Raw genomic sequence first — 24,612 nt, 5'->3', positions numbered from 1 at the left:
TGAAAACTTTCCTTAAATCATTGAAGTCATTAAAATTAGTGTTTTTAACGATTTTAAACCAGCTTTTTAGGGAAGACTCGGAGTTTGGATATTTTCTAATAAAATCATCCAATTGCTTCCAGCTGATAATGTGCACCAAGGAAAGAATATCTCAAAATGAGATATTTGTCAATTCTTTTTTTACACATTAATGTCAAAAAGATTTTTGCGATTTCGTATAACGAACTAGGCTTGCCGACGTTTCTGAAGTGGCACGAGATTGCTCAGCAAGCGCAGTGACACGAAAGAAATGTGTCGAAGACCGAGCAAGGGTGAGCTATGCGAATCCCGAAGCGAAGCGGTAAGCCGTAGTTAGCTGAAGTGTGGCGTTCTAGTATCAATTTCTTTTTCCAAAGCCCTTTGGACTAATTGGTTAAGGGAAATACCTTCAATCAAAGATTTCCGATAAACACGTCTATGTAAATCGGTAGAAATTCGAACATTGAATGAACCTTTGAAAGATTTTTCGGGACTTTTTTTAGCTTTTTTGCATAATTCCAAATAATCATCAACGGATTCGGTAAATGCTTTTTTGATTTCTTTAACAGACTGCCCTTCAAATGAAATGAGATCTTCAATACCTTCAATCTTCCCAAAAAAAATCTCATCCTCTGAATCAAAATGTAGAGACCCTAGGAAACCTTTGTATTCGATAATGTCTTTCATTGGATATATCCTTCTGCTATTAATTCATCTAAAATTTGTGCAACTTGGTAAGCCTTAAGAATATTTTGTGGATGTGGCTTGTGTAGTCTTATGATGTGCTTAGTTTTTGAATGCACCCATGCAACTCGAGATCCCGAAGACTTTCCTGAATTGTCTTCTAAATAATCTAAAGCACCTAGCAATTTTCTCAGCTCATCATAAGTAAAATCTTTTGGTTTTGTTTTAAACCTTGCAATCAGCTTATCAATTTTTGACACATCTAGAATTTAGACGAATTTCGGGTTAGTTTGCAACTATTATTTAGTTACAAGAGTTCGTTTTTGAAAGATAATTCTTATGAAATCCAGATGCGGAATTCCAATCAGCGTTTTTTCTGTGCAGTGTCTTATTTTCGTTCTTTTTTTGGGAGAAGGGCTTTAATTTGGCACATTATCTCACTGAATGATTGTCCAGCTTGCGGATCAGTGATGCTTTTTATTGTTATTAAATTCTTACAGATTCATTTTTATTTCATCTTTCAAATTGCCACATTTCAGCTAACTCCCTCTCTCCGTCTTTCTTTACACCTGCAATAGAACTACCACCGCCGCCTTACGGTATATCTGCATTTTTGTGGTGATCGTTGTATCTTCGTTTCTTGCTATGTGTTTAGAGAGGGTGATATCCGTGTATCCTTAGAGTTGATCTAAGGGGCTTTTTATTTTTTGGAATTGGGCTTTGGAGACCTTCGCATAGATTTGAGTGGTGCGAATGCTAGAATGTCCTAGTAAGGTTTGGATCACTCGAATGTCAGTACCTTGTTCCAAAAGATGAGTGGCAAATGCATGGCGCAGAGAATGGAAGCTCACTTTCTTTCGAATTCCGGCTCTTTTTTTGGAGGCCTCGAAAATCTTTTCTGCAGATCGAACCGCTAGGGGATTTCCTTCCGTTCCGGGAAAAAGCCAAGGATTGTTTTCCGCTTTTTGATCTTTGCCATATCTATCGGAAAATTTAAGTGATTTGAACCTTTCTTCTAAATAAGATTTTAACTCTATACAGAGAGAGTCTGCTAAGATCGAATATCTGTCTTTTTTGCCTTTACCCGATTTGACTCGAACCGTTTTTCTTTCGAAGTCGATGTCCGAAAGTTTAAGATGAACCGCTTCGCTCACTCGGAGTCCTGCGGAGTATGCCAGTTTAAGTAAAGCCTTATGTTTATGATTGAGGATCGATGCGAATAATTTTTTTGTTTCTTGATCGGATAAAACTTCAGGAAGGTGCAGCTCCTTCTTCATTCTGGGAAAAGATAGATCGTGCAATTGGGAGCGGATCGTTATGAAATAAAACAGAAACGCCTGCCTCATGGAACGCACGCTTGCCGAAGAAAGATTTTTATTTATCTGCGAATCTTTGATGTACTGATGAATTTCCTCGGAAGTGATTTGACTGGGGAGTTTTTCGTAATGGCAGCAAAGAGAAAAGATCCAGTTACGATATGTACGGTAAGTCTGCTGTGAATAATTTCTTTCCCTCATTGCATGGAATAAATCTTCCAGAATGGGAGCCGATTTGGGAAGATCTCTTAGATTGAGGCGGATCGGTTCGTTTTGAAAGACTCGCAACAGAGACCGGATGGTTTCAGCATCGGAAGGAAAGATCCAAACTTTATTTTCTCGGTCAAACTGTCCTTTGGGAATTGATTGGGCCTTCTGATACCATTGTCGATCGAAAGGGAAACTGAGGGTGTAACGATTGATATCAGCGGAGAAATTGAGACGAATGAAGCGAGACATTGGAAAAACAGTATGATTGTTTATGGATACTAATCATGTGTAAAGTATTTTTTTGGGATCGCTTCTATGTGTTAGTCTTTATGTGACATAATCCTCTGATCTTTTATATACATTCGGGATAGGCGTTATATGGAGCCAAACAGGTTTTTGGCTGCCACAGAGAACAGTTGTTTATTTAAGGTAACGTTTTGACACAGCTTCGCCCCATGAGTCACAGGGCCCAAGAAAAAATTGGAACTAATTCTCGTTATGGTGAATGATGCCGCAATCTTTTTTCTCTTCTAAGGCTTAAATTATAGGTATTTTAAGGAATGGATTGGAGCCATTCTTAAGAATAGATGCGAAGGATCGAGATAGGTAGGTAAATGAATTATGAAACGTTAGGGGTTATTCGAAAGGATTGTGTCTTTTCGTGAAGGAGAACGATCTTCCGGATAATCTGTACTGAAGTGAAGACCTCTGCTTTCTTTTCTTAAAAGAGCGGATCTTACGATCAATTCGGCCACTTTAACCAGATTTCGCAGTTCCAGTAATCCTAGAGAAACGGTCGTTCTGTTGTAGTAATCTTTTACTTCTTCGGAAATTAAATTCAGACGTCGCAGAGCTCTTTCCAGGCGAAGATTGGAGCGTACGATTCCCACATAATTGCTCATGATTGTTTTGATCTCGACTAAATCGTGCGAGATGAGAACCCATTCCTCGGTATTTGTGGTACCTTCTTTGTTCCAATCCGGAATATGTGTGCTTTCTTTCGCATATTCCAATTTCCCTTCCGATCGGATATCATCTGCAATTCTATGAGAGAATACTAAACACTCCAAAAGACTGTTCGAAGCGAGTCTGTTCCCTCCATGGACTCCTGTGCAAGCTGTTTCCCCGCAGGCATATAAGTCTTGGATGTTGGTCCTTCCGAATAGATCCGTAGCCACTCCTCCGCACATGAAATGTGCCGCAGGTACCACAGGAATCGGGTCCGTTGTGATATCGATCCCTAGTTTTTTGCAACGCTCATAAATCGTAGGGAAGTGGTGGATGATGTCATTTGCAGGTTTGTGAGTGATGTCTAAAAGAACGTAGGATTCCCCTCTTTTTTTCATCGTATCATCGATGGCTCTGGCAACGATATCTCTCGGTGCCAACTCTCCCATTTCATGATAGTCTTTCATAAAAGGGCGTCCGCTGATTTCTTTGAGAATTCCTCCGTGACCTCTCACAGCTTCCGAGATGAGAAAGGAATTGCCTTGTTCATGGAAGAGAGAAGTAGGATGGAATTGATAGAATTCCATATTTTTAACGATGGCTCCGGCACGATAGGCGGATGCGACTCCGTCTCCTGTGGCAATGCCAGGATTTGTGGAGTGCAGATAAACTTGGCCGGATCCTCCCGTAGCTAGGATCGTCTTTTTGGCGATAACAGGAAATACTTCTCCCGTTTCCGTATCGACTATGTAAGCGCCGTAACAACGAAGAGGAAGAGCCTCTTTGTTTTTCAAATGGTGGCGTGTGATTAGATCCACACAGGCATGATTTTCTAATATTTGAATATTCGGAACTGCATGTACTGCATCCAAAAGAGCGGTTTCGACGGCGCTGCCTGTTCTGTCGTGGGAGTGAACGATTCTATGTCTTCTGTGACCGCCTTCTCTGGCTAAATCCAAATTTCCGGATTCGTCTCTGGTAAAAGGAACTCCTATGTCCAAAAGTTCCTTCACTCTGGTAGGGCCTTCTTTTACCAAAACTTGTACGGCTTCCATGTCGCATAGACCCGCACCGGCACTTAAAGTGTCCTCTATATGTTCTTCAAACTTATCTTTATCATCGAAAACGGAGGCAATCCCCCCTTGCGCATAATTCGTATTGGATTCATAGTCCGCTTTTTTCGTAACTACTACAACAGAACCTAGAGGAGCGAGTTTGAGCGCACTGAAAAGTCCGCTTACTCCGCTTCCGATGATTAAAAAATCGGTTTGAATTCGATTCACTTAGCGTTTAACATACCTTCTATGTAGTCCACACTGCGAACCAACATATAATCGGGTTTGATTGCATCGTTTGCATGTTGTTTGATGAATGCTTCCGCTTTTCCGTTTTTCTTCACATAATCTTTGATGGCATCGATCTTAAATTTGGATTTCACCACACCGTCGTAAGGAATCTTAGGAAGATGGTTCCACATATCTTCTTCTCTGTAACGGAAAGGGAAGGTTCCGTCAGCTTCTTCAGAAACTTCAATGTCGGGAGAAACTCCTACGACTTGAATCGTTTTTCCGGAAGGAGAGTAGTATCTGGAATTAGTGAATTTCAGAAGGTAATCGGAATTTCCAGGAAGAGGACTTAACTTTTGAACGGTAGCTTTTCCGAAAGTTCTTTCTCCCAAAAGAAGACCTCTTCCGTGGTGCTGGATGGCACTTGCTACGATTTCGGAAGCAGAGGCGGATCTGGCGTTGATCAGAACAACTAACGGAAGATTTGTGATATCTTTCTCTTTTGCATACTGCTCATCGGAACCTTTAACGGCAGGATTTCTAGTAGATACGATCAAACCTTTTTCTATGAACATATCTGCGATGTCCACTGCCAGGTCCAAATAACCGCCTGCGTTATTTCTAAGATCCAAAACAACCGCTTTCAATTCTTTGCCGTTGGTTTTGGCTTCTTCCTCCAGGGATCTCAAACCTTTTTCGATCAAAGAGTCTGCAGGTTCTTCTCCGTCGGTTCTCACGAAACCTGTCAGTTTGATATAACCGACTTGAGGATTTTCCTTTAACAGGTGATAACTTACGTTTTTGATCGTGATCTTATCTCGAACGACTTCGATTTCAATATTGCCCGAGTTGCTTTTTCTGCGGATCGTAAGAACTACTTTTGTGTTCTTTTCTCCTTTGATCTTTTTGACGACTTTATCTAAGGACTGGTTTTTGATGCTTTTTCCGTCCACACCAAGAATCACATCACCGCTTCTGATTCCAGCTTTGAGAGCAGGGCTTCCTTCCAAAGGATTTTCAACGACTACTTCTCTGGATCCTCCACCGGAAAGAACCGCTCCGATTCCTTCAAAGGAACCGTCGCTGATTTTCGCCATCGACTCTTCCCAAAGATCTTTCAAAAATACACTGGAATGCGGATCTAAAGAATTCAGATAACCGTTGGCAGCGCTTACAAACACTTGTTCCATGGTGAACTCTTTCTTTTCTTCACCTTCTTCGCCGAATTCGGATTCGAGTTCCACCAAACCTTTCAGCACTGGGGTTTTGTATTTATCTAAATTGTCGTTTACGTAAGCGATCACTCGATCGAAGTCTTTTTTTGTGAAATTGACTTCTTCCCATTTCGCAGCGATGATCGATTTTTTAAGTTTTTCCTTTTCGATGAGCTTTTTGAGTTCTTCATCGGAAAGTTTTTTGTTTTCGTTCTTCTTTAATTTTTCTTTCTGAATTTTTTCCACCTGATCGTAGTCAGGATCAAATAACACGAATTTATCGGAAGGAGAGATCTTGAATGTTTTTCCCGGCATTAGATCTTGTTTGTCTTCGTATTTTTCCCTTTCGTTGAAGTAACTTTCAGGATAGAGATAAAGAGGGTGGGGAAGACTGAGCACTGCGAACCCCGCAGCATCCGTGAATGCTCTGTTTTTGTTGATGTTTTTATCGATGTAATTTCGGTCGATCGTGTTGACTACGGACTCGAAATCTTCATAAGTAAATACTTTGTGATTTTTAGGGTTCTTTTTCGCCTCTGGTTCGCAGGAAATAAATCCAGCAGGGAGAGCCAGGCTGAGAAGGGTCAAAAGGGAGATTAGATATAAGATACGTTTCAAGGGAACTCTCTACTTTCTTGTATGGATTTGCCAAGGAAAACTCTATTTTCCGGTGAGGGCAACTGAAAAAAATCAGGACAATCCTTGTTTATTACGTTATCATAGACAGATCCATGAAAGGATTTGTTATTTTTCTTTTTTGTATTTTAGGGTTTTCATTCTGTTTAGGCACCGGCAAAAACCAATATTCCGATCCGTATAGTTTGGAAACTTTGGGGTTTTTGGAAGAGGTTTTGTTGGATTTCTGGAGTCATCCGGAATCGAAGGAAAAAGCCATTTCTCGTTTAAGATATGTTTGTCGTAATCAGGACTCTGATGACGGTTTTTTGTGTTATACTTGGGGTCTTTATGAGTATCGCAGAGGCAATTACGAGGAAAGTTATTCCGCATTCGAGAAGGCTTTGGATAAAAATCCGGACGATACTTCTTACAAAAATATGCTTCGTTTATCTGCGGAAAAATCGGGGAACCTGAAAAATCTTTCCGAAAAAAACGAAGAAGGAAAGGTTTTGGCTGCCTATTCCGAAACATTACAATCTTGTAAAATAGAGTCCAAAAAACAATCCGCATTCCCCGGCTTTCTTCAGTTGGCAAAAGCAGGTCATATAACAAAAGATATGTTGAAAAAGGGAAGTTTGGCAGATTGTTTTGCCACATTTACTGAATCCGAAAAATCGGAGATCCTGCCATTCATAACGAATGCCCGCATTCAATATTCCAAAAGACTTGTGGAAGACCGTGTGAAATCCGATCCTTTTTCCAAGGTTTGGGATACTTCTTTGTACCATCAGGGAGATTTAGGTAAATCTGGTTCCGTCTATGTTCATCCTATATCCGAAGCTTGGAGACAAGTCAGAGAGGCTGCCATTCAAGGAAATGAATCTTCAGGAAGGGAACATTTGAAATCCTTTTTGGCAGAAATACAAAAGGTGAAAAAAAAGGGAAAAACGGAAGCGAGTTTGGCTCTCGCATTGGAGCGGTCTGCCAAACTTTTATTGGAGCAAGATCCTCATTATTCCCGACTTAGGAATCTTTCGAAAGAATTTTAAGATATTCTTTTACAGTTTTTTCCATTCCATCGATGAGACTTTGCGACACGAGTCTGTGGCCGATGGAGACTTCCGCTAAATGAGGGAGGTGGGAAAAAATACGCAGATTGTTCGTATCCAAATCGTGTCCCGCATTGACACCTAAACCTTGTTTGCGGGCTTCGTTGGCTGCAGCTTCATATTCTTTATAAAAAACTTTTCCCGCTTCTTCCGATCCGTCGAATGCGTGCGCGAAAGGACCTGTATAGAGTTCGATTCGATCCGCATCGATTTCTTTTGCGATTTTGTATTGTTCTAAATTCGTATCCATAAACAAGGAAACTCGAATTCCCGATTTGTGGAATTTTTCAATGATCGGAGAAATCGAATTTTTCACGGAAATATCTTTCAGAAGAAAACCGTGATCGGAAGTGATTTCTCCCGGAGTCACAGGGACCAGAGTGGCTTGGTCCGGACTTGCTTTCAAAACAAGTTGGACGAACCTTTCGCTGGGTTCTCCTTCGATATTGAATTCTTTATGAGTGGAATGTTTTCTATTGTAATCGAGTAAAAATTGTTTGATTGCGAACACATCTTGTGTTGTTATGTGGCGTTCGTCTTCTCTCGGATGGACTGTGATTCCATGAGCTCCTGCATTTAAGATCAATTCGCAAAACTGAACCACATTCGGGATATTTCCCCCCCGAGAGTTTCGTAAGGTAGCGATCTTATTTACATTTACACTTAATTGGGTCATAGTAAAAAAAATACTTTCCTATTATTTTATTCCAGGAGAAAACCGTCCAATTTCAAAAAGGTTGTCCCAGAGATGGGGTCTCCGAAAATCGTCAAAAGAACTCCTATGGTAGCAAAAAAAGCAGTCAAAAAATCAGCCCCCCCTAAGAAAAAGGCGGCCAAGGAAGTCAAATCTGCCCCTAAAAAGGAGGAGAAGAAAAAGTCTCCCCCTGTGAAACCGGCGGGTTCGCCCAAATCAGCACCGAAAGCGAAGCAACCAGCTCCTGCGGTGAGTGCTAAACCTACTTCCAAGGAAAAAGCCAGTTTCTCTCCTTCCAAGTCCGCAAAAATCGAGATCATCTCTAATGGGCCGCTTGGGAAAAAATTCTCCTGCTATTCCTGTTCCACTAAGTTTTACGATCTCAATAAGCCTGAGAAAAAATGCCCTAAATGTGGAGCCGACCAGCTGGCAAAACCTGCCATCAAGTCGAGAATGGCAGCCATCCGCCAAAGTGAATATGAGGTGGAAGAAGAAGAGGAAACCATGATCGAAGAGGATGAAATCCTCGAAGAAGGTGAAGAATTAGAAGAAGCGGAAGATGATGAGGTAGCATCCAGCACGGAAGAAGAGGAATAGATATTTCCTTTTGTGGTACCTACCCCTTTTTCCCCGTTCCTTCCCATTGTTGCCGGACCTACTGGATCCGGCAAAACTTCTCTCACTCAATCCCTAGATCCCCATCGTTTTGAAATTGTATCTTTCGATTCCCGGCAGGTGTATTCGGAACTTGCCGTAGGTACCACATCTCCTACCTCGAAAGAACTTTCCCACATCCCCCATTGGATTGTAGGAACTCTTACGGCAGATAAATCCACCAACGCCAAAGAATATTCCGAATGGGCAAGGCAGGCGGTGTTCTCTATCTGGGAAAAAAAGAAGATTCCCTTTTTCATCTGTGGAACCGGATTTTACCTCAGAGCATTTCTTTTAGGGATGTATCCCGTACCAAACGTACCACAAGAGACAAAAGATTTTGCACAAAACATTCCCTTGTCGGAAGCAGTCGCCCTCTTAAGAGAAAAAGATTCTAAAGCGTTCACGAACATTTCGGAAACGGACGGATATCGGGTGAGAAGGGCACTCGAAGTTGTACTCACCGGAGTTCTATGGTCTGAGGTATCTTCCCAAACCACTGGAGGTTTTTTACAAGAGTTCCCGGAACTTCAGCCCAAAGGTGCTTGGATCGATTGGCCGAGAGAGGAACTTTATCGTCGAATCGAAGAAAGGGTTCCCGGACTTTTGAAAGACGGGATGTTGGAAGAGACAAAACAAGTGGAAGAGAAATACGGATCCGATTGTCCCGGCCTTCAATCTCTAGGGTATAATTTTGCGCTTGATTTCTTGTATGGAAGGATAGATGTTAATTCATTCCTAGAACGGTTGGCTCAGTCTCACAGAAACTACGCCAAAAGACAGGTCACTTGGTTTCGAAAAGACCCTCTTCTTTCTCCCATGTCTTGGGAAAAGGCGCTCAAAGAATATACAAAGATAGATTAAAAAATATAGAAAACACTCGGGATTTCCAATGTCTGCAAAAAATAACATTCAAGACCAACTTCTCAACACTGCTAGAAAAGAAAAAATCGATCTCACAATTTACTTGTTAAACGGGGTTCCTTTGAAAGGCAAAGTGGTAAGTTTCGACAACTTCACCATCATTTTGGAAAACGATAACAAACAAAATTTAGTGTACAAACATGCGATTTCCACAATCATCCCGGCGAAACCGATCAAACTTCATTCGGAAGAAACCCCTAAGGATGCGGCTAGCGCTTAAAAGCTTTTGTGGTTTTCCTTTTCCTCCTCTCTTAAAATCTGGCTTCTAGTCGACTTTTGTACTTATGGCAAAATTACCTAAAGAATTACCGGTTGTTCTTATTATGGCAGGGGGGAAAGGGGAGAGATTCTGGCCCCGTTCCCGTACGAATTCTCCGAAACAACTTCAAAAAGTTTATTCCAATAAAACTCTTCTCCGAGAGACCATCGATCGGGCGTTAACGATTACAAGTGCGGACCGCATTTACATCGGAACGAACGCAACTCTCAAAAACGAAATCCTAAAAAAAGATCCTAAGTTTCCTTCCAATAATTTCATCATTGAGCCGGAAGGAAAAAACACAGCTCCCATCATCGCACTTTCCGCACTTTATTTTCAAAAGAAATTCGGGAATCCGAATCTAATCGTTCTTTCTGCGGATGCATTCATCGATCCTGTAAAAGATTTTACAAAAACCATCGAACAAGCATTATTCGAAACAGAGCACGGACTTGTTCTTCTGGGAGTGAAACCCAATCGTCCCGAAGTGGGATACGGATACATCAGTGCGGGAAAACCGACGGATGTAGGATACCAAGTCAAAGCGTTCTTCGAAAAACCCGATTTCAAAACCGCTCTCAAATACATTAAAAAGAAAAACTTCTATTGGAATCCCGGTATTTTCCTATTCCGAGTGGAAACCATTCTGCAAGAATTCGAAAGATACGCTCCTTCCATCTTACAACCGTTAAAAAGCGGGTTTCCTTTTAAAAATTTCGGAGATCTCAAAAATGCGTTCGCACTTCTTCCCAGCGAAGCGGTGGACACTGCCATCATGGAAAAATCCAGCCGCATCCGAATGGTGGAGGCGAGTTTCAATTGGGACGATGTGGGTTCCTGGATGTCTTTGGAGAGGATCCTGCCGGGAGATTCCCACAAGAACCATCACCAGGGAAAAGAAGTTTTTTATCACAAAGCCAAAGGGAATATTTCCTCCGTTCAGAAGGAACTCATCGCCTTTTTGGGAGTGGATGACCTCATCGTGGTCGAAGAACCGGACGTATTGTTTGTTTCTTCCAGAGAAGGCGTAGGAGAGATCAAATCTATGCTTTCAAATATGCGGAAAAATAAAGTTTTACAAAAGTACCTTGATTAGAATTTTGACATAACAGGCTTAAATAAGGAGGAAGGAATGCCTTCCGGAAAAAAGAGAAAGCGCAGAAAAATCGCAACCCATAAACGTAAGAAGAAAAGAAGAGCCAACAGACACAAAAAGAAGAAATAATCTTCCTTCAGTGACTTTCTTTTTCCTCCGATAGATGTGCTATGAAGCATGTCTGGAGGAAACAGAAACCCCGCACACCGGGTTTCATCCGTGCCTATACTATGGAAACAGCTCTAGGGGACGTCCTAGAGGCTGAGTTCAACTTTCACGAAAGGCTCGTTAGGCTAGCAGTAGAGATCAAAGAAGAAAAGGGCCGTATCTATGCGGCCACTGTTCGTAATGGTACAGTACTCCAGGAGAAAGATGTTTCTTCAGGAAGGGCATACCCCGTCTTCCGCAAACTCTGGCCATTTCGAGATTATTTTTCCACTCTTCCCGACCAAGATCTTTTGGCTTCCATCGGAGGCTGTTATGATATTTTTCCTCCCTTTGTTCCCGAACCTTTGGACCGGGAAGGCAGAGAGGGGAGAGGTTCCCGTTTCCCATCTTCTACTCGTTATGATTCCGTTTTCGGGATTGTGCGGGAAACTAGGTTCCAAAGATGGAGGAGGGAGCGCAGAGAGGCTAGAAAGGCCAGAGGAAGCCTCTGGACACGCTTCAAAAGAAGGGTCTTGGGGGATTTGCAGGATCTCAGCTTGGGATTCGGTTTGGCCTATCTCATCTACATCACTTACTATGATTATGTCATATTAGGATGGACTCTTGCCGGATTGGGTATGGCCGCAGGATTACTTGATTTTCTTGTGAGAAAACGATCTGTCCTTTTTACAAAAGTGTTGTCATTTCTATCCCTGGGTTCATATTTTTTCTATAACGGCTATGTCTATTTTTAGACAGGCCTTGAATCCATGGCAAAAGAATCTACAAGCAGTAATCAATTCATCCACGAGCAGTACATCATATTCAACTTAGGTGATGAGGAATATGCAATCCCGATTACGATTGTGGAAGAGATCGTTAAGATCACCAACCTGATCCGTGTTCCCCAGTCTAAGAACTATTTTGCGGGGATCATGGACATTCGCGGTAAAGTGGTTCGCATGATCGACCTAGCCAAACGACTCAATATCAAAACGGGTGCGGAAGCCAATGCGGAAAGAGCCATTGTCATCAGCATCGGTGGAAAATCGGTAGGGGTCATTGTGGACAAGGTGTCTCATGTGGTTCATTTTCCAGCAAGCCAAGTAGACCCTCCTCCTCCTTCCGTGAAAGGAATCTCTTCCCGTTATATCACTGGGGTAGGTAAAAAAGACAATCGGTTCATCATTTTGATCGATATTGAAAAAATTCTTACGGTAGAGGAAATTTCCGACATGGCAGTTGTCTAAGTATTCTGACTGCTATGATGATCTCCAAATTTTATTACCTTCGAAAAAATCTTTATTCTATGGCGGAGCTTGTTCTTGAACAAGTCATCATGTTAGGTGATGTTCTGGAGAACGATGATTACGCACTTGCCGATACCATCGTCAGCCGGGATGATCTCATCGATGAGCTGGAAAAAGAAAACGACAACCTCTCCCAAAATGCGATCTTAGAAGCGATCACCAATCGAAATATTTTGGGGATGGGGGATGTCGACAGCGACATCATTCTTAAAAAAGATCCTCTTCGTTTCGCACTCTCCGCCATTCGTATCACAAGAAACATGGAAAGGATGGGAGATCAGGTGGTCAACTGTGCGGAAGTTTTTCGTTACAAAACGATCCGCAAAGGTCTTTTCAAAAAAGAGGAACCGATGGGATTGATTCTTTCCAGAGTGATCACTCTTGCGGGAATGGCGATCGAGTCTCTTGTAGAAGAAAAAGAAAGGTTTATGGGAAGTGTGAATACCATTGAAGATGAGTTAAATGGTCTTTGTACGGAAGCTTTTAAAAAATACAGAGATGCGAACGATATGGAAAAAGTGGAATTCGCAGACATCTACCGCATCATTCTCGCCTTGGAAAGGTTAGGTGACTATTCCGTCAACGTAGCCGAAGAGTTGGTGCGTTTGAATACGGGAAAAGACATCCGCCATTTGGAGAATGCTAGTTTGGGTCAGAACTCAATCCGGCACGCGGGTTGATCAACCTGTGTGACCTTCTCCTTCCATATAAGCGTGTAATTCTTGTTGGAGTCCTTCCGGAAGATCCAATCCTCTCGCCCTGATTCTCTCGTTGTACTTATTGAATGACAATCTATGTTGGTTGGTGTTGAGATATCCTTCCAACGCTTCCGAAGCCCAGGGAATGATTTCTCGCACAAAGTCGGCATTTTCTTCCAGCTCGTCACAGTAAGGAATGAAGAGAGGGCGGTTGACCGGCCTTCCTATATTTCTGTAAAAAAGAAGGCAGAACAAAGTCTCATCGCCCAATACTTTCTCTTCTCTGATTTTTTCCTCTACATACTTCAGATTGATCGTGTCCAAATATTCTATATTGAAAGTTTCCGGGGCCAAACGTTTCTGAACGAACTTCGAAATTTCTTGTTTAACGAAAGTTACATTATTGCAGTGGGGAGGGCAGCAGCCATGCTCTTTATGAACATTGCATTCTATCAAAAGGATACAGTCCACGTCGGAAGTAGGTTCCACGATTCCGAAATTGATGGAACCTAAGATTTCCAAAGCGACTTCGTAACCTTTGCGGGAAAGTTCCTGAGTGGCCAATCGGAATGCCTGCATCCTTTTGAGGGCATATTTCGTGTCATAATTGCGGTATTTGTTTTTCAATACCAGATAACGTTCGACTATGTTTTTTGCCATATTGCCCCGGGTTTTCGGCAGATTTGTGGTACCTACTTACGAATCCTCTTTTTTCGGAGGAGATTCTTCTGAAATGGGAATCTGTTTTTGTGGTACCTACCACATTCTATCCTTCTTCATAGATGAAGTTCTTTCATTGACAACATCTTTTAGAGGAAAGGATTTTCTTTTTTCGCCGATAGGTTAGAGTAGATAGAGAATCATTCGAGATGCGCCTTTTTCCGAACAGATTTGTTTATTTTTTCGTCATCTTACTATTCCCCCTTTGGGCGGGAGAGGAAGATCGACGCAACCCTCTGTCCGGATTGTACATGAATCCTCTCCAGGTAATTTCTCCCGAGGAGCTGGCTCAGCTGGATTCGGAAAAAAGGATTCCCATAGACGAAGATTCCGGGATCGCTCTCCGCCCCGTTGTGGTACCTACCGCAACTACCGATCCGAATGAACCGGAAAACCCTGCGACTCCGGTTGTAGAAGGTACTACATCTCTCACCGACAATCCTACCGAAGAAGCCATGGAAACAGGCCCTAAATCCGTTGAGACAAAAATCAGGGAAGCGGAAGGATTACTGAAGAGGTACTACAGCCAATTCATCGAGGAAAAAAGAATTTGGGAGGATCGGGAAAAAGGGAACATCTATTCTTCCCGTTCCGATTCGAACGACATCCGCCTCCTTCTTTGGGAAAGCACTCATAAACATTCCGAAACCTATATCGTTCGGGACTCTCCCGTCCTTTACCAGCTTCATATTCGTTTGGCGAAGTTGTATGCAGAGTCTGAAAAATACGCGCCTTCGCTCAGACATTATTTGGCCGCATTTCGTTATCATCCTTTAGATCAAACGGAAGTTATGTTTCGAGACGGGGAATGGCAAAAAGAAGATTATCAATCCCTGTTCGTGGGTTCCGCTTTAGAACACAAACAAGTTTGGGCAAACAAAGAAAAAGCGGAAAAAGAATACAAACAAGCCAAAGATGAATTGCATCTATCGTCTGCTAGATCGGCTCGTTCCGGTAAATCTCCTTCTGAAATCAGAATCGAGGAAGCGCTTCAGGAAGAAATCGTAAGATCCAGGGAAAGAAACCTAAAGACCGCTATTCAAAATTATGAAACTTCTCTGCAAACTAGATATCTTCCTTATTTGAATCAAAAACAACAATCCGATTCCCAAACACTTTATGCCATGGCGAACGTTGTCAAAAAAATCGAAGACGATAACAAAGAAAGACTCAAGATCATAAACAAACTAGGGGTTGCAGGAAAAGGAATTTACGTACTTTTCGACTACAAAAGAAACACCGACTTTTTCGCATACGAACTTCTATTGGAAAAGGCATATTCTGTGTGGCCTGAAAATCCTCAGGTGATTTTCGATGTTGCGGAACAATACAGACAAGACGGTAAAAAAGAAAAAGCCGCCGATTTCTACGAAAAATATCTGACACTGCTTTTGAAGGTCAATCCTTTGGACGAAACACAAAAGCAGAACCTAATATCAACATATCTTCGTTTGGCGACAATCAATGCGGATTTGAAGAGAAAAGTAATCGCAGGAAATTATTACGAAAAGTTTTTTCAAACCTCTCCGGATAACTCTGAGAAAACGAGAGTTTCTTTCGAGATGGGAGTGTTTTTTGCCACAGGGATCGGTGACTTAAAAAAAGGCGGTGAGTTTCTGACTTACTGGCTCGACCGAAACAGCAAAGATTGGAACCCCGGCTTGGAACAAACATCCAATTTGGAAGACTTGGAATCCATCGCATTCTATCATCTTTCCAGAAAAGACAAATGGATGCGCAATTGGGAGGCGGAAAGAAACAAACTCAATCTTGCTTATTCTCAATGGAAAAAACTGGAGACACAACATATAGCAGCGGAAAAGGAACTGGAAGAGCTCAAAGCCAAAAAACAAAAAGTTAAAAGAGACCTTCTCATAACAACGGAAGACGATGCGCTTTCCCAATACAGATTGATGGATATCAAAATAGAAGATCAGGAAGCAAGGGTTCGAGTCCTCAAAACCAAACTCGATAAAGTCCCTGTTCTGAAATTATTATTCCGCCTGGGTGTATTGTCCGAACAATACAGAGACTTCCAAAAGGCTTTAGGATATTACGATTTAGTAATCGAACTGGGAGGAGAAGTAGAGATTCAACTTGCTTTGAAGGAAAAAAGAAGAGTGGAGAAAATTCTTACGAACGGAGTCGTAGTTCCTCCTTTCAGCGAGAGTATTTGATCAGTTCGTCTTTTTGATCGCCGGCTAATTCTTGTTCAATCGTTTCTTCCGTGTAACCTTCTTCCGGAAGCACTTGGAATTTCACTTCATCCACTGTATCTCCTTCATGAACGATCTTCAAAAGATATTCTCCTGTGATCAGTTGTGAAAATTCATCCCGGATCGCACCGGACTCCGTTTCCGGATTTTTCTTTTTGATGTCGATTTCCACGTAATCCAATTCGTAACGGTTGAGAGAAATATAAAAATCAAGTTCCGATCCGGGATTGCGGGAGAAAGAATATACGTAATGGATGGTATCGGAGGGAGAAAAAATCAAACCGTCTCTCATCATCTTATAGTCAGTGATGATTTGGATTTGTTTTTCCAGTATGTCTATCTCCCCCGCTTTTGTAATGGCCCAGCCAAATTCTCCCTTGGGAACACCGCAATGAATGGTAGCTGCTAAAATCGGCAGGAGCAGGATTCGATAGAAATGAGACATACTGATTCTATCATCGGAAAGAAGGAAATTTACTGAAAAAGAATTCTTTAGTCTTCTAAGATTCTTCCTTTTTCGGAAATGTCTTTTTCCTTTTTGATCTGGGTTTGGCCGAAACCTGGCCCTTCTCGATAAACGTAGAATTTGGGAGTTTCTTTGTTTCCCGAATTTTGTCCCGATGTAATCGAGAACATTCTAGAAATCACTCGCATGATGAGGAATAGAAGCAGGGATAGTAGGATGAACTTAATCACAAAAAGAGTCTCCTGTACTTAGACGGTTCATCAAGCCTTTTCCCTAGTATTTTGATTTCCCCGAATGGTTTCCGGAAGTTGGAAATCGATCGGATTTTGTCCCCATCCGAGTTTAGTCACTCCGTAAAGCCCGACGGAAAGAATGAATAATACGAACAAACAAATGGTGGGATTGTATTCTTCCTGGATGAAAACTTTTCCTTCTCCGGGTTTGGGAGTTTTTTTCGGAGCAACCGGCAGTCCGAATTTTCTAGCGAGGGATTCCACTTGGATGATATTGATGACGGGGATATCCTTTTGTAAAAACTCTTTGATCACAGAGTCGGGAGGATTCACATCGTCAGGAAGCTGGGAGATTAGGCCACTCTTGAACACTTGTTTGCCGAGGCTGGTCCCTAATACGGTGGTTCCACCTCCTATATTGATGAATGCTTTGATCGGTTTCCCCATGGAAAGTTTTTGATATAAATCCATTCTTTGCAGAATGGAATCTTCAAAACTGGAAGGATCCAAATAATTCACTTTATTTCGTTTAATGCTTGCTAATAGAAGATTTTTTCCTTCCGCAGACATCCCTATCGCTTTGTCCTGAGTTCCTCCCAAAGAAGCGTAAGAGGACCTGGTTGAGAAAATGGATTCTTCTTCTAAAATTCTTTCCATATCCAGCCACAACATATGAGAGTGATTGGCTCCGAATTGGGAAGCGGAGGTGCTGGAAATAACGACGGGTTTCAGTTTCATCGTTTCCAGTGCTGCAAACAAACAAATGTTTAATGCAGGAAAAGATCCTGAGATCGCAACTGCTACGGTGTCCCCTTCTTCCAGTTTCGCTTTTTTCATCAGATGGACGAGCACTGCCGCAAAATTAGGGTTCACCGAAGTTTGTTTGGAAGATAAAGAGCCTGTGTTACTCGTTACAGGACTTAAAAATTCTCCTACAAGCCCCGAGTTGGCAGGATCCAAATCCTTATAGTCCGGTTTTTTCTTTTTCAGAAGATCGGGACGAAGAGTTTGAAAGCCTCTTTCCGCCAATTTAGCCGCATTGATTTTTTTCTTAAAGTAGGGTTGTTCTTTTTTTACCTTAAAGGATTCGACAGCAATGATTCCTATGATCGCAAAAATCGCAAGGAGTGCCACCGCTAACCTAGAATGTTTCCATAAATTCCAATAGACTCTTGTGATCATAGAAAATCGGAACCTAACATAAGTATGAGTAACATTTTCACCATGATGGATGCGATGATTAGAACGGATGTAGTTTCTATCACACCTTGTCTTTCGAACCAAATCCCGATGAGACCGGGAATGATGAAACCTATGCTTCTTACATCGGACAAAAAGGGAGTTTCCACATCCGGCAGGATCTGATAGTTGAGAAGGTACCCGAAAAAATAACCGAATAACAAAATGAGTACGGTCTTTCTTTTCCCGAAGATGATGAATAAAAAAGATAAAATTTCAACGGACACATAGGCGAACCAGGCGATCAAAAATGTGATCACCAGATTTTTAGGATGGTTCAAGTTGAGAGCGATATAACCGGGAACGACAAGGCCTGTTCCTACGATTCCGAAAAATTCTGAGAAAATGAGGCTGATGACCAGACTCAAACCGATGGATAGGGAAAGTATATCGTTCATGTTTTGATTTGAGATCTGTTCTTAAGATATTGGCCCAGTTCCAATCCGAGTCCCGCAATATTTCCGATTCCTAAAATAAAGGAATTGGGTTTGATTTGCGCAATGAGCGACTCGAAAATTAAATCCAGGTTTGTATCTTCCCAGTTGAAGATTTTGGTTCCGATCCGGCATTCCTTTTTCAAGGAATGGAGCGCATATTTTGTTCCCGTTCCGATGAGAAATATGGATTCGTAATCTTGCCAAGATGCGATTTCTTCCGCCATAAGTTTGCTTCTATCCAATCGATCTTCCCGGCAGTTGAAAAGAAGATATCCGGTTCTGTTTTCTGAGTAACGTTTTTTGGATTCCTGCCAAATACTGCGAGTGCTTTCTGAATCATTGGCCGCCATCGCATTGATATAAAGAATGTCTTTCCCGAAAAAATGAATGGGGGAAACGGTAAGTGCTCCCGGATCCGGTTCGGAATTCCACATAGCTTGTAATGCTTCTTTTCTTTCGACACCTAACTCTTTACATACGAGAAGAGCCAAGGCTATGTTTTCTTTATGTTCCCAATATGAAAACTTGGACAATTCTTCTTCCGTTACTTCCCTGGAAAGTTCTTTCGTAAGAGGGATGATTTCCGTCTTTCTTTCGGAACAAGCCTGTTTGATGATCGAACTGAATTTTTCTTCACCTAATATCAGTTTTCCTTTCACAGGGATAAAGGAAGCCAGAGTGCGTGCGACATCTTCCACTGTCGGACCCATGACATCTAGATGATCCTCACGTATGTTCGTAAGGACTCCTATGTGAGAACGTAAGATCATCCCTTCGCTGGCCCATTGGTAGCGCGGTTCCAAAGCCATACATTCCATAACGATGGTAGTCGCTTTTTCTTTCCTTGCCGTTTTGAGAATGGAGATTTGTTCCAATATGGAAGGTTTTCCCCATCTGGGGACGGTTTTTTCCGAACCGTCCGGGTAGATCATTCTAGCCAAAGTTCCTGTAGTTTTGGCAAAAACCCTTTCTCCTGAGGCGCTCAGTCCTGCTCGTATAAGTCTTGTTACGCTAGATTTCCCTCTGGTTCCATTGACATGAATTCTATTACGAAAGCCGGATAACGTCAGTCTATGGAGCAGAAGTTCCAGAAAATAATAAAACAAAAGCACGGAAAGGATCAAAAAGAAGAGAAGTGCGTTCGATTTCATGTCTGGTGTTGGTTTGGATTACACGATTCGTTTAAGAGAATGTCATCATTTTGAAATGAAGAAATGTTACTTTTTTCTTTGGACATGAAACTATATGAGCATTCGTTATAAATTTTTACTCATCCTGAGTGTAAGCCAGATCTTATTGGTCATTGCTCTAACCACAAGTTTTGCCTACCTACTACAGTCTGTAAAGAATATACCGCAAACCCAAAGAGCCGAAGATTTATCCCGCAACTTCCAGAGGGAATTGGAATTTAAGGAAGAAAAACTAAGACTTCTTTTGGAGGAAATCACATTCAATCCTGTGACGAGAAATATTTTAGAGAGAGGACTATCGGATCGAAACGTTCTCGTCGGCCAGGTGGGATACTTCAAAAAAATTATGGAAAGATACGGTCTTTCTATTTTTGAAATCGGAGATGGGAACGGTAAGGTTCATTTCCGGGCACATCGTCCGAAAGATTTCGGAGACAATAAGGCGAATCAACCCATCATCCAAAAAGCGATGAAAGGGGAATGGGCGGCCAGTCTGGAAGAAGGGCACAGCGGTTTGGGATTCCGATTGGCGGCTCCTTTTGTGGGAAAAGGAACCATACTCATCGGTCAGGTAGTGGATGATCAGTTCACAAAAACAATATCCAAAGACAATCGAATTCATTTGGCCATATTCCAAGGGGGAAAGGTAAAGACGATCGGTTCGGATACGATTCGTTCGGTGATTAAAGAAAGACCCGGTCTTTTGGAAAACAACCAAAGATTTCATTTTAAAGACAAACCTTATTACATCGTTAAGATTCCTTATACGGGAAAGGCGAACACTCTCAAAGATTTGGAATTCAACGTGATGATCGATGAGAACGAAGTGGAATCCAAAACTTTGAAAATTTGGTCCTTCTTTACGATCGCATCTTTTGTGTTATTCGGAATTATATTCCTTATTTCCTTTCTTTTTTCCAGAGATATGGTGGAAGCGATCAAACTTCTCACTTCCGCAATGAACGATATAGAAAATTGGAAACCAGGTTCTTTGCCTACGAATCGTAAAGATGAGATCGGACAAATGGGAAGAGTTTTCGTAGAGATGAAGGAAGAGTTATCCGTTCATCAGAATCATCTGGAAGATATGGTGGTTCAAAGAACATCCGAATTGAATGCTAGTTTGGCGGAAGTCCAAACTCTGAAAGAAAAGCAGGATGGGGATTATTTTTTGACTTCTCTTCTCATCAAACCTCTTCGGGGTTCTTTTTCCAAATCGGAAACTGTATCCATTTCCATCTTGGAAAGACAGATGAAAGATTTTACGTTTCGTAACCGCAAATCGGAGATAGGCGGTGATCTTACCGTTACGGACAGCATCCAGCTTGTAGGTAAAAAATACACAGTGTTTTTGAATGCGGATGCGATGGGAAAATCCATCCAAGGTGCAGGAGGTGCTCTTGTGATGGGAACTGTGTTTAAGTCCATCCTGACAAGAACTCAAAAGTTAAGATACCTTCAGGATCGTCACCCGGAAAGATGGTTGAAAGAATGTTTTCAAGAAATTCATAATGTGTTCATTAGTTTCGACGGGCATATGCTTCTGTCCGCAGTGATGGGACTTGTGGATGAAGAAACAGGAACTCTTTATTATATCAATGCGGAACATCCTTGGATCGTTTTGTATCGGGACGGAGTTGCTAACTTTTTAGAGAAAGCACATTCTCTTCGTAAGATAGGTTTTACCGAGATGAGCGGGGATGAAGTCGTTATCCAAGTGTTCCCTATGAAGCCCGGGGACGTATTGATCATCGGTTCCGACGGAAGAGACGACATACTTATGAGTCATGAAAACAATGTTAGGGTCATCAATGACGATGAAACGGAGTTCTTAAAAAGAGTTCGGGAAGGTATGGGAGAATTGGAAGGAATTTATAAATCCATACTGACACAAGGGGAACTGACGGACGATTTCAGTTTGCTGCGTATTTCCTTTTTGGAAGAAAAAGCGGAACCTACAGTCGTTGCCACCAAACAAAAGAACTATTATCAAAAATTGGGAGAAGGAATTCAATCCTACAGGGATGGGGATTGGGAAAATGCGATCATTTCCCTAGAACTCGCTTTGGAATCGGAGAGCGAAGATCCTTATTGTTTGAGAGAACTTTCCAAGTTGTACATCAAGTCGAAGAGATATGAGGATGCCATTCAACATGCAGAGCGGTATTTAAAAGCCAATCCGGGAGATACCGACTTTCTTTTTTATATCGCATTCGCTTACAAACAAAGAAGAAGTTTCGAACTTGCTTGCGATTTTGCGGAAAGGCTGCGGCTTCGAGATCCTAAGAACTTCAAAAACCTGCTTCTATTGACAGAGATTTTGATGCATATGAATCAGCCAGGGAAAGCGGAAACACTTTTGGATGCAATGGAACAGATGGTACCGGATAATTCCAAAGTACAAAAGTTACGCAATTTTTGGAAAAAGATGGTGGCTGCGAAAGTTTAAAAAGAAGAGAGAGCTTCTTCCGTGCTTTCGAAGATTTGGATCACGGAAGAGATTTTGGAAATACGAAAGATTTGGCGAATGGTCTTAGAGACGTTCACGATTCTGAGTCCTCCTCCGCATTCGGCTAACTTATCGTTCAAAGACATGATGAGCCCGAATCCCGAAGAATCTATAAAATGAACGCCTGCTAAATCAAAAATGAATTTAAACTCATTCTGAGAGGAGGATTCTTTGATCCTTTCCTTGAGAATTCCAGCATTTAACATGTCCAAGTTGCCGAAAAGTTTCAGGATAATGATATCATCGGTCTTTGACTCTGTGTATTCCATTCACAACCGCTTAGAAGAATATATATTATTTTGGTTTGGTCAATCAGTTTAATTTACAAATTTATCCCATTTTTCCTGAAGGGAAACGGTTCTCAGGATGCGCCAGATCAAATTAGAGCCGTTCTCGGAATTGGTCATAATCACGATCCCATATCCCTTTTTGGCGTTGAAAAAGGCGAGCGACTTATGTCCCTTTGTGTGCCCGCCGTGGAAAAAATATTCCGAACTTCCCGTTCGGTTCAGGAAAAATCCTCTACCTACCAAAGCATGGACGGTGAGGTTGGCAGCACTCATTTTTGGGGAAAGAAGATAATGGGCGGAGGATTCGCTTACGAATTCGGACTCTCCTTTTGTGGCCAAAGCGACCTGCAAAAATAAATTTCCGATTTCTTCGGGGGTGGTCCAAAGTCCCCCTGCGCCCAATTCCGGAGTCACGAAATTTTTCAAAGGCAGGATTTGGCTTTCAGGATCGTGACCTTCATTGTAATCGTCATCTTCTGTCAGGTTTTGGCGAAATGTGGATCTGGTCCAATGCAGCGGCTGTCCCACATAGTCACGAATGACTCTGGAGAACGAATGTTTGGTGATATCAGTGATCGCTTCCTGGATGACGCTGTATCCTCCTCCCGAATAACGGGACTTAGATCCTGGAGTATAATAAAGTTTTAATCCGTTCCCCGTTTTGGAAGAAAATGTATCTTGCAGTTCTATGAGATGTTTTTTGTTCTCGTTGATAGGGTCGTCCCAATTTCCTTTCTCAGTAAGTCCGCTCGTGTGAGAAAGGAGACTGTCTAAATTTACATATTCCCCTTTTTTTCTCTGCATCAGATCGATATGGTATGTCTTTAATTTTTTGTTCCAATTGGAATACAGATTGAGTTTGCCTTCTTCGGCTAACTTAACTGCTGTGACTGCAGTCACCGTTTTGGAAAGGGAGCCTGCACGGAAAAGTGTTTTGTCCGTGATTTTTTCACCCGTTTTCGCATTTTTGATTCCGAAGTTCTTTTTCCAAGAGAGGCCGAAGTTTTTATAAACTGCGATCCCCAGGCCGGGGACTTTCAAATCTTTCATTAATGCATCGATTCCGATTTCATTCTTATCTTTAATGGCGGTTTGATTTTTGAATCGGAGTTTTTTCCCTCCAAAAATAACTTCTGTTAATATGGATTTGTAGGAGGAAAGATCTCCTTTACTTCCTCCCCAAGGACTTACCAGACAGATGAATACATCACTTTTTCGATCTTGGTAAAACAGATTCGCAAGCGCTCTTTCTTTTCCGTAAGCCCAATGGAAGTATTCTCCCAAATACATTCCTTCTCCGAAATAAATGGAATCGGATGCGATCGGATCGGAAAGAACCGTTTTTTGAAACAAGGATTGTATCTCTTTCGCATTCAGTAGTTTCGGATGACTGAGTTCTTCCTTCCAGAGAACCAAATCTTCGGGGTTGGATAAAATGCCGCTGTTGCCTAAAAGAGAATCCGAGGAATCGACGGAGGAATGTTTCATTTCAAGAGGAAGGAAAATTTTTTCCTTAATGAAACTTGCATAGGATTTGCCGGATAACTCTTCGATTAAATAACCTAATATAAGATAGTCGATCCTAGTGTATTTCCAATATTCTCCCGGAGGAAAGGCAGCCGGTCTGGGAGAATTCAAAAAATTGGCTTTGATTTGATCTCGTTTGGGAATTTCCTTACGAACATCAAAATCGGGATCGATTTCTATATATTTGGGAAGGCCGCTTGTATGTCTGAGCAGATTTTCTATGGAAATATTAGGATAAGGAAACCAAGGAAGATGGTTTTTTACCGCATCGGTTTCTTTGATCTTTTTTTCTTTTAGGAGCAGTTTGATCGCATAAGCAGTGAACGGTTTTGAAACTTCACCTAACGGAAAATTGTGTTTTCTATAGAGTTGTTTGGGAAGGCTCCCTCGTTTATGATAAATCGTTTCCCGGAATAAAATTTCCGATCCTTTTGAAATCAGCACAACCCCTTGAAAATTTTCCTGTTTGAGTCTGGTTCGAATCTCTTGCTTCATCTCTTCGGAGAGAGAACCGATAGAGTCTTCTCCGCAGGATAAAATTACAAAACAAAAGAACAAAACAACACCCAAACGGGAAAATAGAACGGGGAACTTCTTCAT

Annotated in this window: 24 protein-coding genes; 10 read left to right on the top strand and 14 right to left on the bottom strand. The window is 41.8% G+C overall.

The annotated features are described in order from the left end of the window. Positions 1–351: 351 nt before the first annotated feature. From EHS15_RS09260 to EHS15_RS09240, 5 genes are all read right to left on the bottom strand, one after another. On the bottom strand, positions 352–705 hold the full coding sequence (locus EHS15_RS09260) for a type II toxin-antitoxin system HicB family antitoxin (protein ID WP_135760268.1): 354 nt from the start codon (positions 703–705) through the stop codon (positions 352–354). Continuing rightward, positions 702–962, bottom strand: coding sequence for a type II toxin-antitoxin system HicA family toxin (locus EHS15_RS09255; protein WP_135760267.1), 261 nt, complete (start codon positions 960–962; stop codon positions 702–704). The genes EHS15_RS09260 and EHS15_RS09255 overlap by 4 nt, the downstream gene beginning before the upstream one ends. A gap of 417 nt (positions 963–1,379) precedes the next feature. Continuing rightward, complete coding sequence (locus EHS15_RS09250) at positions 1,380–2,477, bottom strand: tyrosine-type recombinase/integrase (protein WP_135760266.1); 1,098 nt, start codon at positions 2,475–2,477, stop codon at positions 1,380–1,382. A 380-nt stretch (positions 2,478–2,857) separates the two neighbouring features. Continuing rightward, positions 2,858–4,459 (bottom strand): L-aspartate oxidase, encoded by a 1,602-nt coding sequence (gene nadB / locus EHS15_RS09245; RefSeq protein ID WP_135760265.1) that lies wholly within the window; start codon positions 4,457–4,459, stop codon positions 2,858–2,860. Further along, positions 4,456–6,294 (bottom strand): S41 family peptidase, encoded by a 1,839-nt coding sequence (locus EHS15_RS09240; protein WP_135760264.1) that lies wholly within the window; start codon positions 6,292–6,294, stop codon positions 4,456–4,458. The genes nadB and EHS15_RS09240 overlap by 4 nt, the downstream gene beginning before the upstream one ends. 113 nt (positions 6,295–6,407) lie before the next feature. Between EHS15_RS09240 and EHS15_RS09235 the strand changes: the two genes are divergently transcribed. Beyond that, positions 6,408–7,343 carry a tetratricopeptide repeat protein gene (locus tag EHS15_RS09235; protein ID WP_135760263.1) on the top strand — a complete coding sequence of 312 codons (936 nt, stop codon included), beginning with the start codon at positions 6,408–6,410 and terminating at the stop codon, positions 7,341–7,343. On the opposite strand, the gene EHS15_RS09230 is transcribed toward EHS15_RS09235, so the two are convergent. Next, positions 7,318–8,079, bottom strand: a complete 762-nt coding sequence (locus EHS15_RS09230) for a pyridoxine 5'-phosphate synthase (protein ID WP_135760262.1) — start codon at positions 8,077–8,079, stop codon at positions 7,318–7,320. The two genes, EHS15_RS09235 and EHS15_RS09230, sit on opposite strands and share 26 nt — an antisense overlap. Positions 8,080–8,151: 72 nt before the next feature. On the opposite strand from EHS15_RS09230, the gene EHS15_RS09225 reads away from it, so the two are divergent. The 7 genes from EHS15_RS09225 (at position 8,152) to EHS15_RS09195 (ending at position 13,167) form a co-directional block, all read left to right on the top strand. After that, positions 8,152–8,694: an FYDLN acid domain-containing protein gene (locus tag EHS15_RS09225; protein ID WP_425460637.1), complete on the top strand. Its 543-nt coding sequence runs from the start codon at positions 8,152–8,154 to the stop codon at positions 8,692–8,694. 12 nt (positions 8,695–8,706) lie between these two features. Further along, complete coding sequence (gene miaA, locus EHS15_RS09220; protein WP_135760261.1) at positions 8,707–9,615, top strand: tRNA (adenosine(37)-N6)-dimethylallyltransferase MiaA; 909 nt, start codon at positions 8,707–8,709, stop codon at positions 9,613–9,615. A gap of 28 nt (positions 9,616–9,643) precedes the next feature. Then, positions 9,644–9,895 (top strand): RNA chaperone Hfq, encoded by a 252-nt coding sequence (hfq, locus tag EHS15_RS09215; RefSeq protein WP_135760260.1) that lies wholly within the window; start codon positions 9,644–9,646, stop codon positions 9,893–9,895. A gap of 64 nt (positions 9,896–9,959) precedes the next feature. Beyond that, positions 9,960–11,030 carry a mannose-1-phosphate guanylyltransferase gene (locus EHS15_RS09210; RefSeq protein WP_135760259.1) on the top strand — a complete coding sequence of 357 codons (1,071 nt, stop codon included), beginning with the start codon at positions 9,960–9,962 and terminating at the stop codon, positions 11,028–11,030. A 230-nt stretch (positions 11,031–11,260) separates the two neighbouring features. Further along, positions 11,261–11,932: a hypothetical protein gene (locus EHS15_RS09205; RefSeq protein WP_246052020.1), complete on the top strand. Its 672-nt coding sequence runs from the start codon at positions 11,261–11,263 to the stop codon at positions 11,930–11,932. Positions 11,933–11,947: 15 nt separating this feature from the next. After that, entirely contained in the window at positions 11,948–12,427 is a 480-nt protein-coding gene (locus tag EHS15_RS09200; RefSeq protein WP_135760257.1) for a chemotaxis protein CheW, read from the top strand. A gap of 17 nt (positions 12,428–12,444) precedes the next feature. Continuing rightward, positions 12,445–13,167, top strand: coding sequence for a phosphate signaling complex PhoU family protein (locus EHS15_RS09195; RefSeq protein WP_167884195.1), 723 nt, complete (start codon positions 12,445–12,447; stop codon positions 13,165–13,167). On the opposite strand, the gene EHS15_RS09190 is transcribed toward EHS15_RS09195, so the two are convergent. Next, on the bottom strand, positions 13,168–13,845 hold the full coding sequence (locus EHS15_RS09190; RefSeq protein ID WP_135760256.1) for a hypothetical protein: 678 nt from the start codon (positions 13,843–13,845) through the stop codon (positions 13,168–13,170). 311 nt (positions 13,846–14,156) lie between these two features. On the opposite strand from EHS15_RS09190, the gene EHS15_RS09185 reads away from it, so the two are divergent. Further along, a complete protein-coding gene (locus EHS15_RS09185; RefSeq protein ID WP_342775512.1) occupies positions 14,157–16,082 on the top strand; it encodes a hypothetical protein in 1,926 nt (641 codons plus the stop codon). Here EHS15_RS09185 and EHS15_RS09180 read toward each other — a convergent pair. From EHS15_RS09180 to pgsB, 5 genes are read right to left on the bottom strand one after another with little or no spacing between them, the layout of a single operon-like run. Then, positions 16,066–16,566, bottom strand: coding sequence for an LIC_12238 family plasminogen-binding lipoprotein (locus tag EHS15_RS09180; protein WP_246052018.1), 501 nt, complete (start codon positions 16,564–16,566; stop codon positions 16,066–16,068). The genes EHS15_RS09185 and EHS15_RS09180 overlap by 17 nt on opposite strands. Before the next feature lie 47 nt (positions 16,567–16,613). Beyond that, positions 16,614–16,817, bottom strand: coding sequence for a hypothetical protein (locus tag EHS15_RS09175; protein ID WP_135760254.1), 204 nt, complete (start codon positions 16,815–16,817; stop codon positions 16,614–16,616). A 30-nt stretch (positions 16,818–16,847) separates the two neighbouring features. Then, on the bottom strand, positions 16,848–18,002 hold the full coding sequence (pgsW, locus tag EHS15_RS09170; protein WP_246052017.1) for a poly-gamma-glutamate system protein: 1,155 nt from the start codon (positions 18,000–18,002) through the stop codon (positions 16,848–16,850). Next, positions 17,999–18,457, bottom strand: coding sequence for a poly-gamma-glutamate biosynthesis protein PgsC (pgsC, locus tag EHS15_RS09165; protein WP_135760253.1), 459 nt, complete (start codon positions 18,455–18,457; stop codon positions 17,999–18,001). The genes pgsW and pgsC overlap by 4 nt, the downstream gene beginning before the upstream one ends. Beyond that, positions 18,454–19,647 carry a poly-gamma-glutamate synthase PgsB gene (gene pgsB, locus EHS15_RS09160; RefSeq protein WP_135760252.1) on the bottom strand — a complete coding sequence of 398 codons (1,194 nt, stop codon included), beginning with the start codon at positions 19,645–19,647 and terminating at the stop codon, positions 18,454–18,456. Before pgsB ends, pgsC begins: the two co-directional genes overlap by 4 nt. A 94-nt stretch (positions 19,648–19,741) precedes the next feature. Between pgsB and EHS15_RS09155 the strand changes: the two genes are divergently transcribed. Further along, on the top strand, positions 19,742–22,135 hold the full coding sequence (locus tag EHS15_RS09155; protein WP_135760251.1) for a PP2C family protein-serine/threonine phosphatase: 2,394 nt from the start codon (positions 19,742–19,744) through the stop codon (positions 22,133–22,135). Here the strand turns inward: EHS15_RS09155 and EHS15_RS09150 are convergent. Both EHS15_RS09150 and EHS15_RS09145 read right to left on the bottom strand, forming a co-directional pair. After that, positions 22,132–22,464 carry an STAS domain-containing protein gene (locus EHS15_RS09150; protein WP_135760250.1) on the bottom strand — a complete coding sequence of 111 codons (333 nt, stop codon included), beginning with the start codon at positions 22,462–22,464 and terminating at the stop codon, positions 22,132–22,134. The genes EHS15_RS09155 and EHS15_RS09150 overlap by 4 nt on opposite strands. A gap of 48 nt (positions 22,465–22,512) precedes the next feature. Continuing rightward, complete coding sequence (locus EHS15_RS09145; RefSeq protein ID WP_135760249.1) at positions 22,513–24,612, bottom strand: serine hydrolase domain-containing protein; 2,100 nt, start codon at positions 24,610–24,612, stop codon at positions 22,513–22,515.

The organism is Leptospira idonii, assembly GCF_004770995.1.
Taxonomy (GTDB): domain Bacteria; phylum Spirochaetota; class Leptospiria; order Leptospirales; family Leptospiraceae; genus Leptospira_A; species Leptospira_A idonii.
The sequence above is the reverse complement of the archived record's forward strand: the minus strand, read 5'-3'. Positions and strand labels throughout refer to the sequence as shown.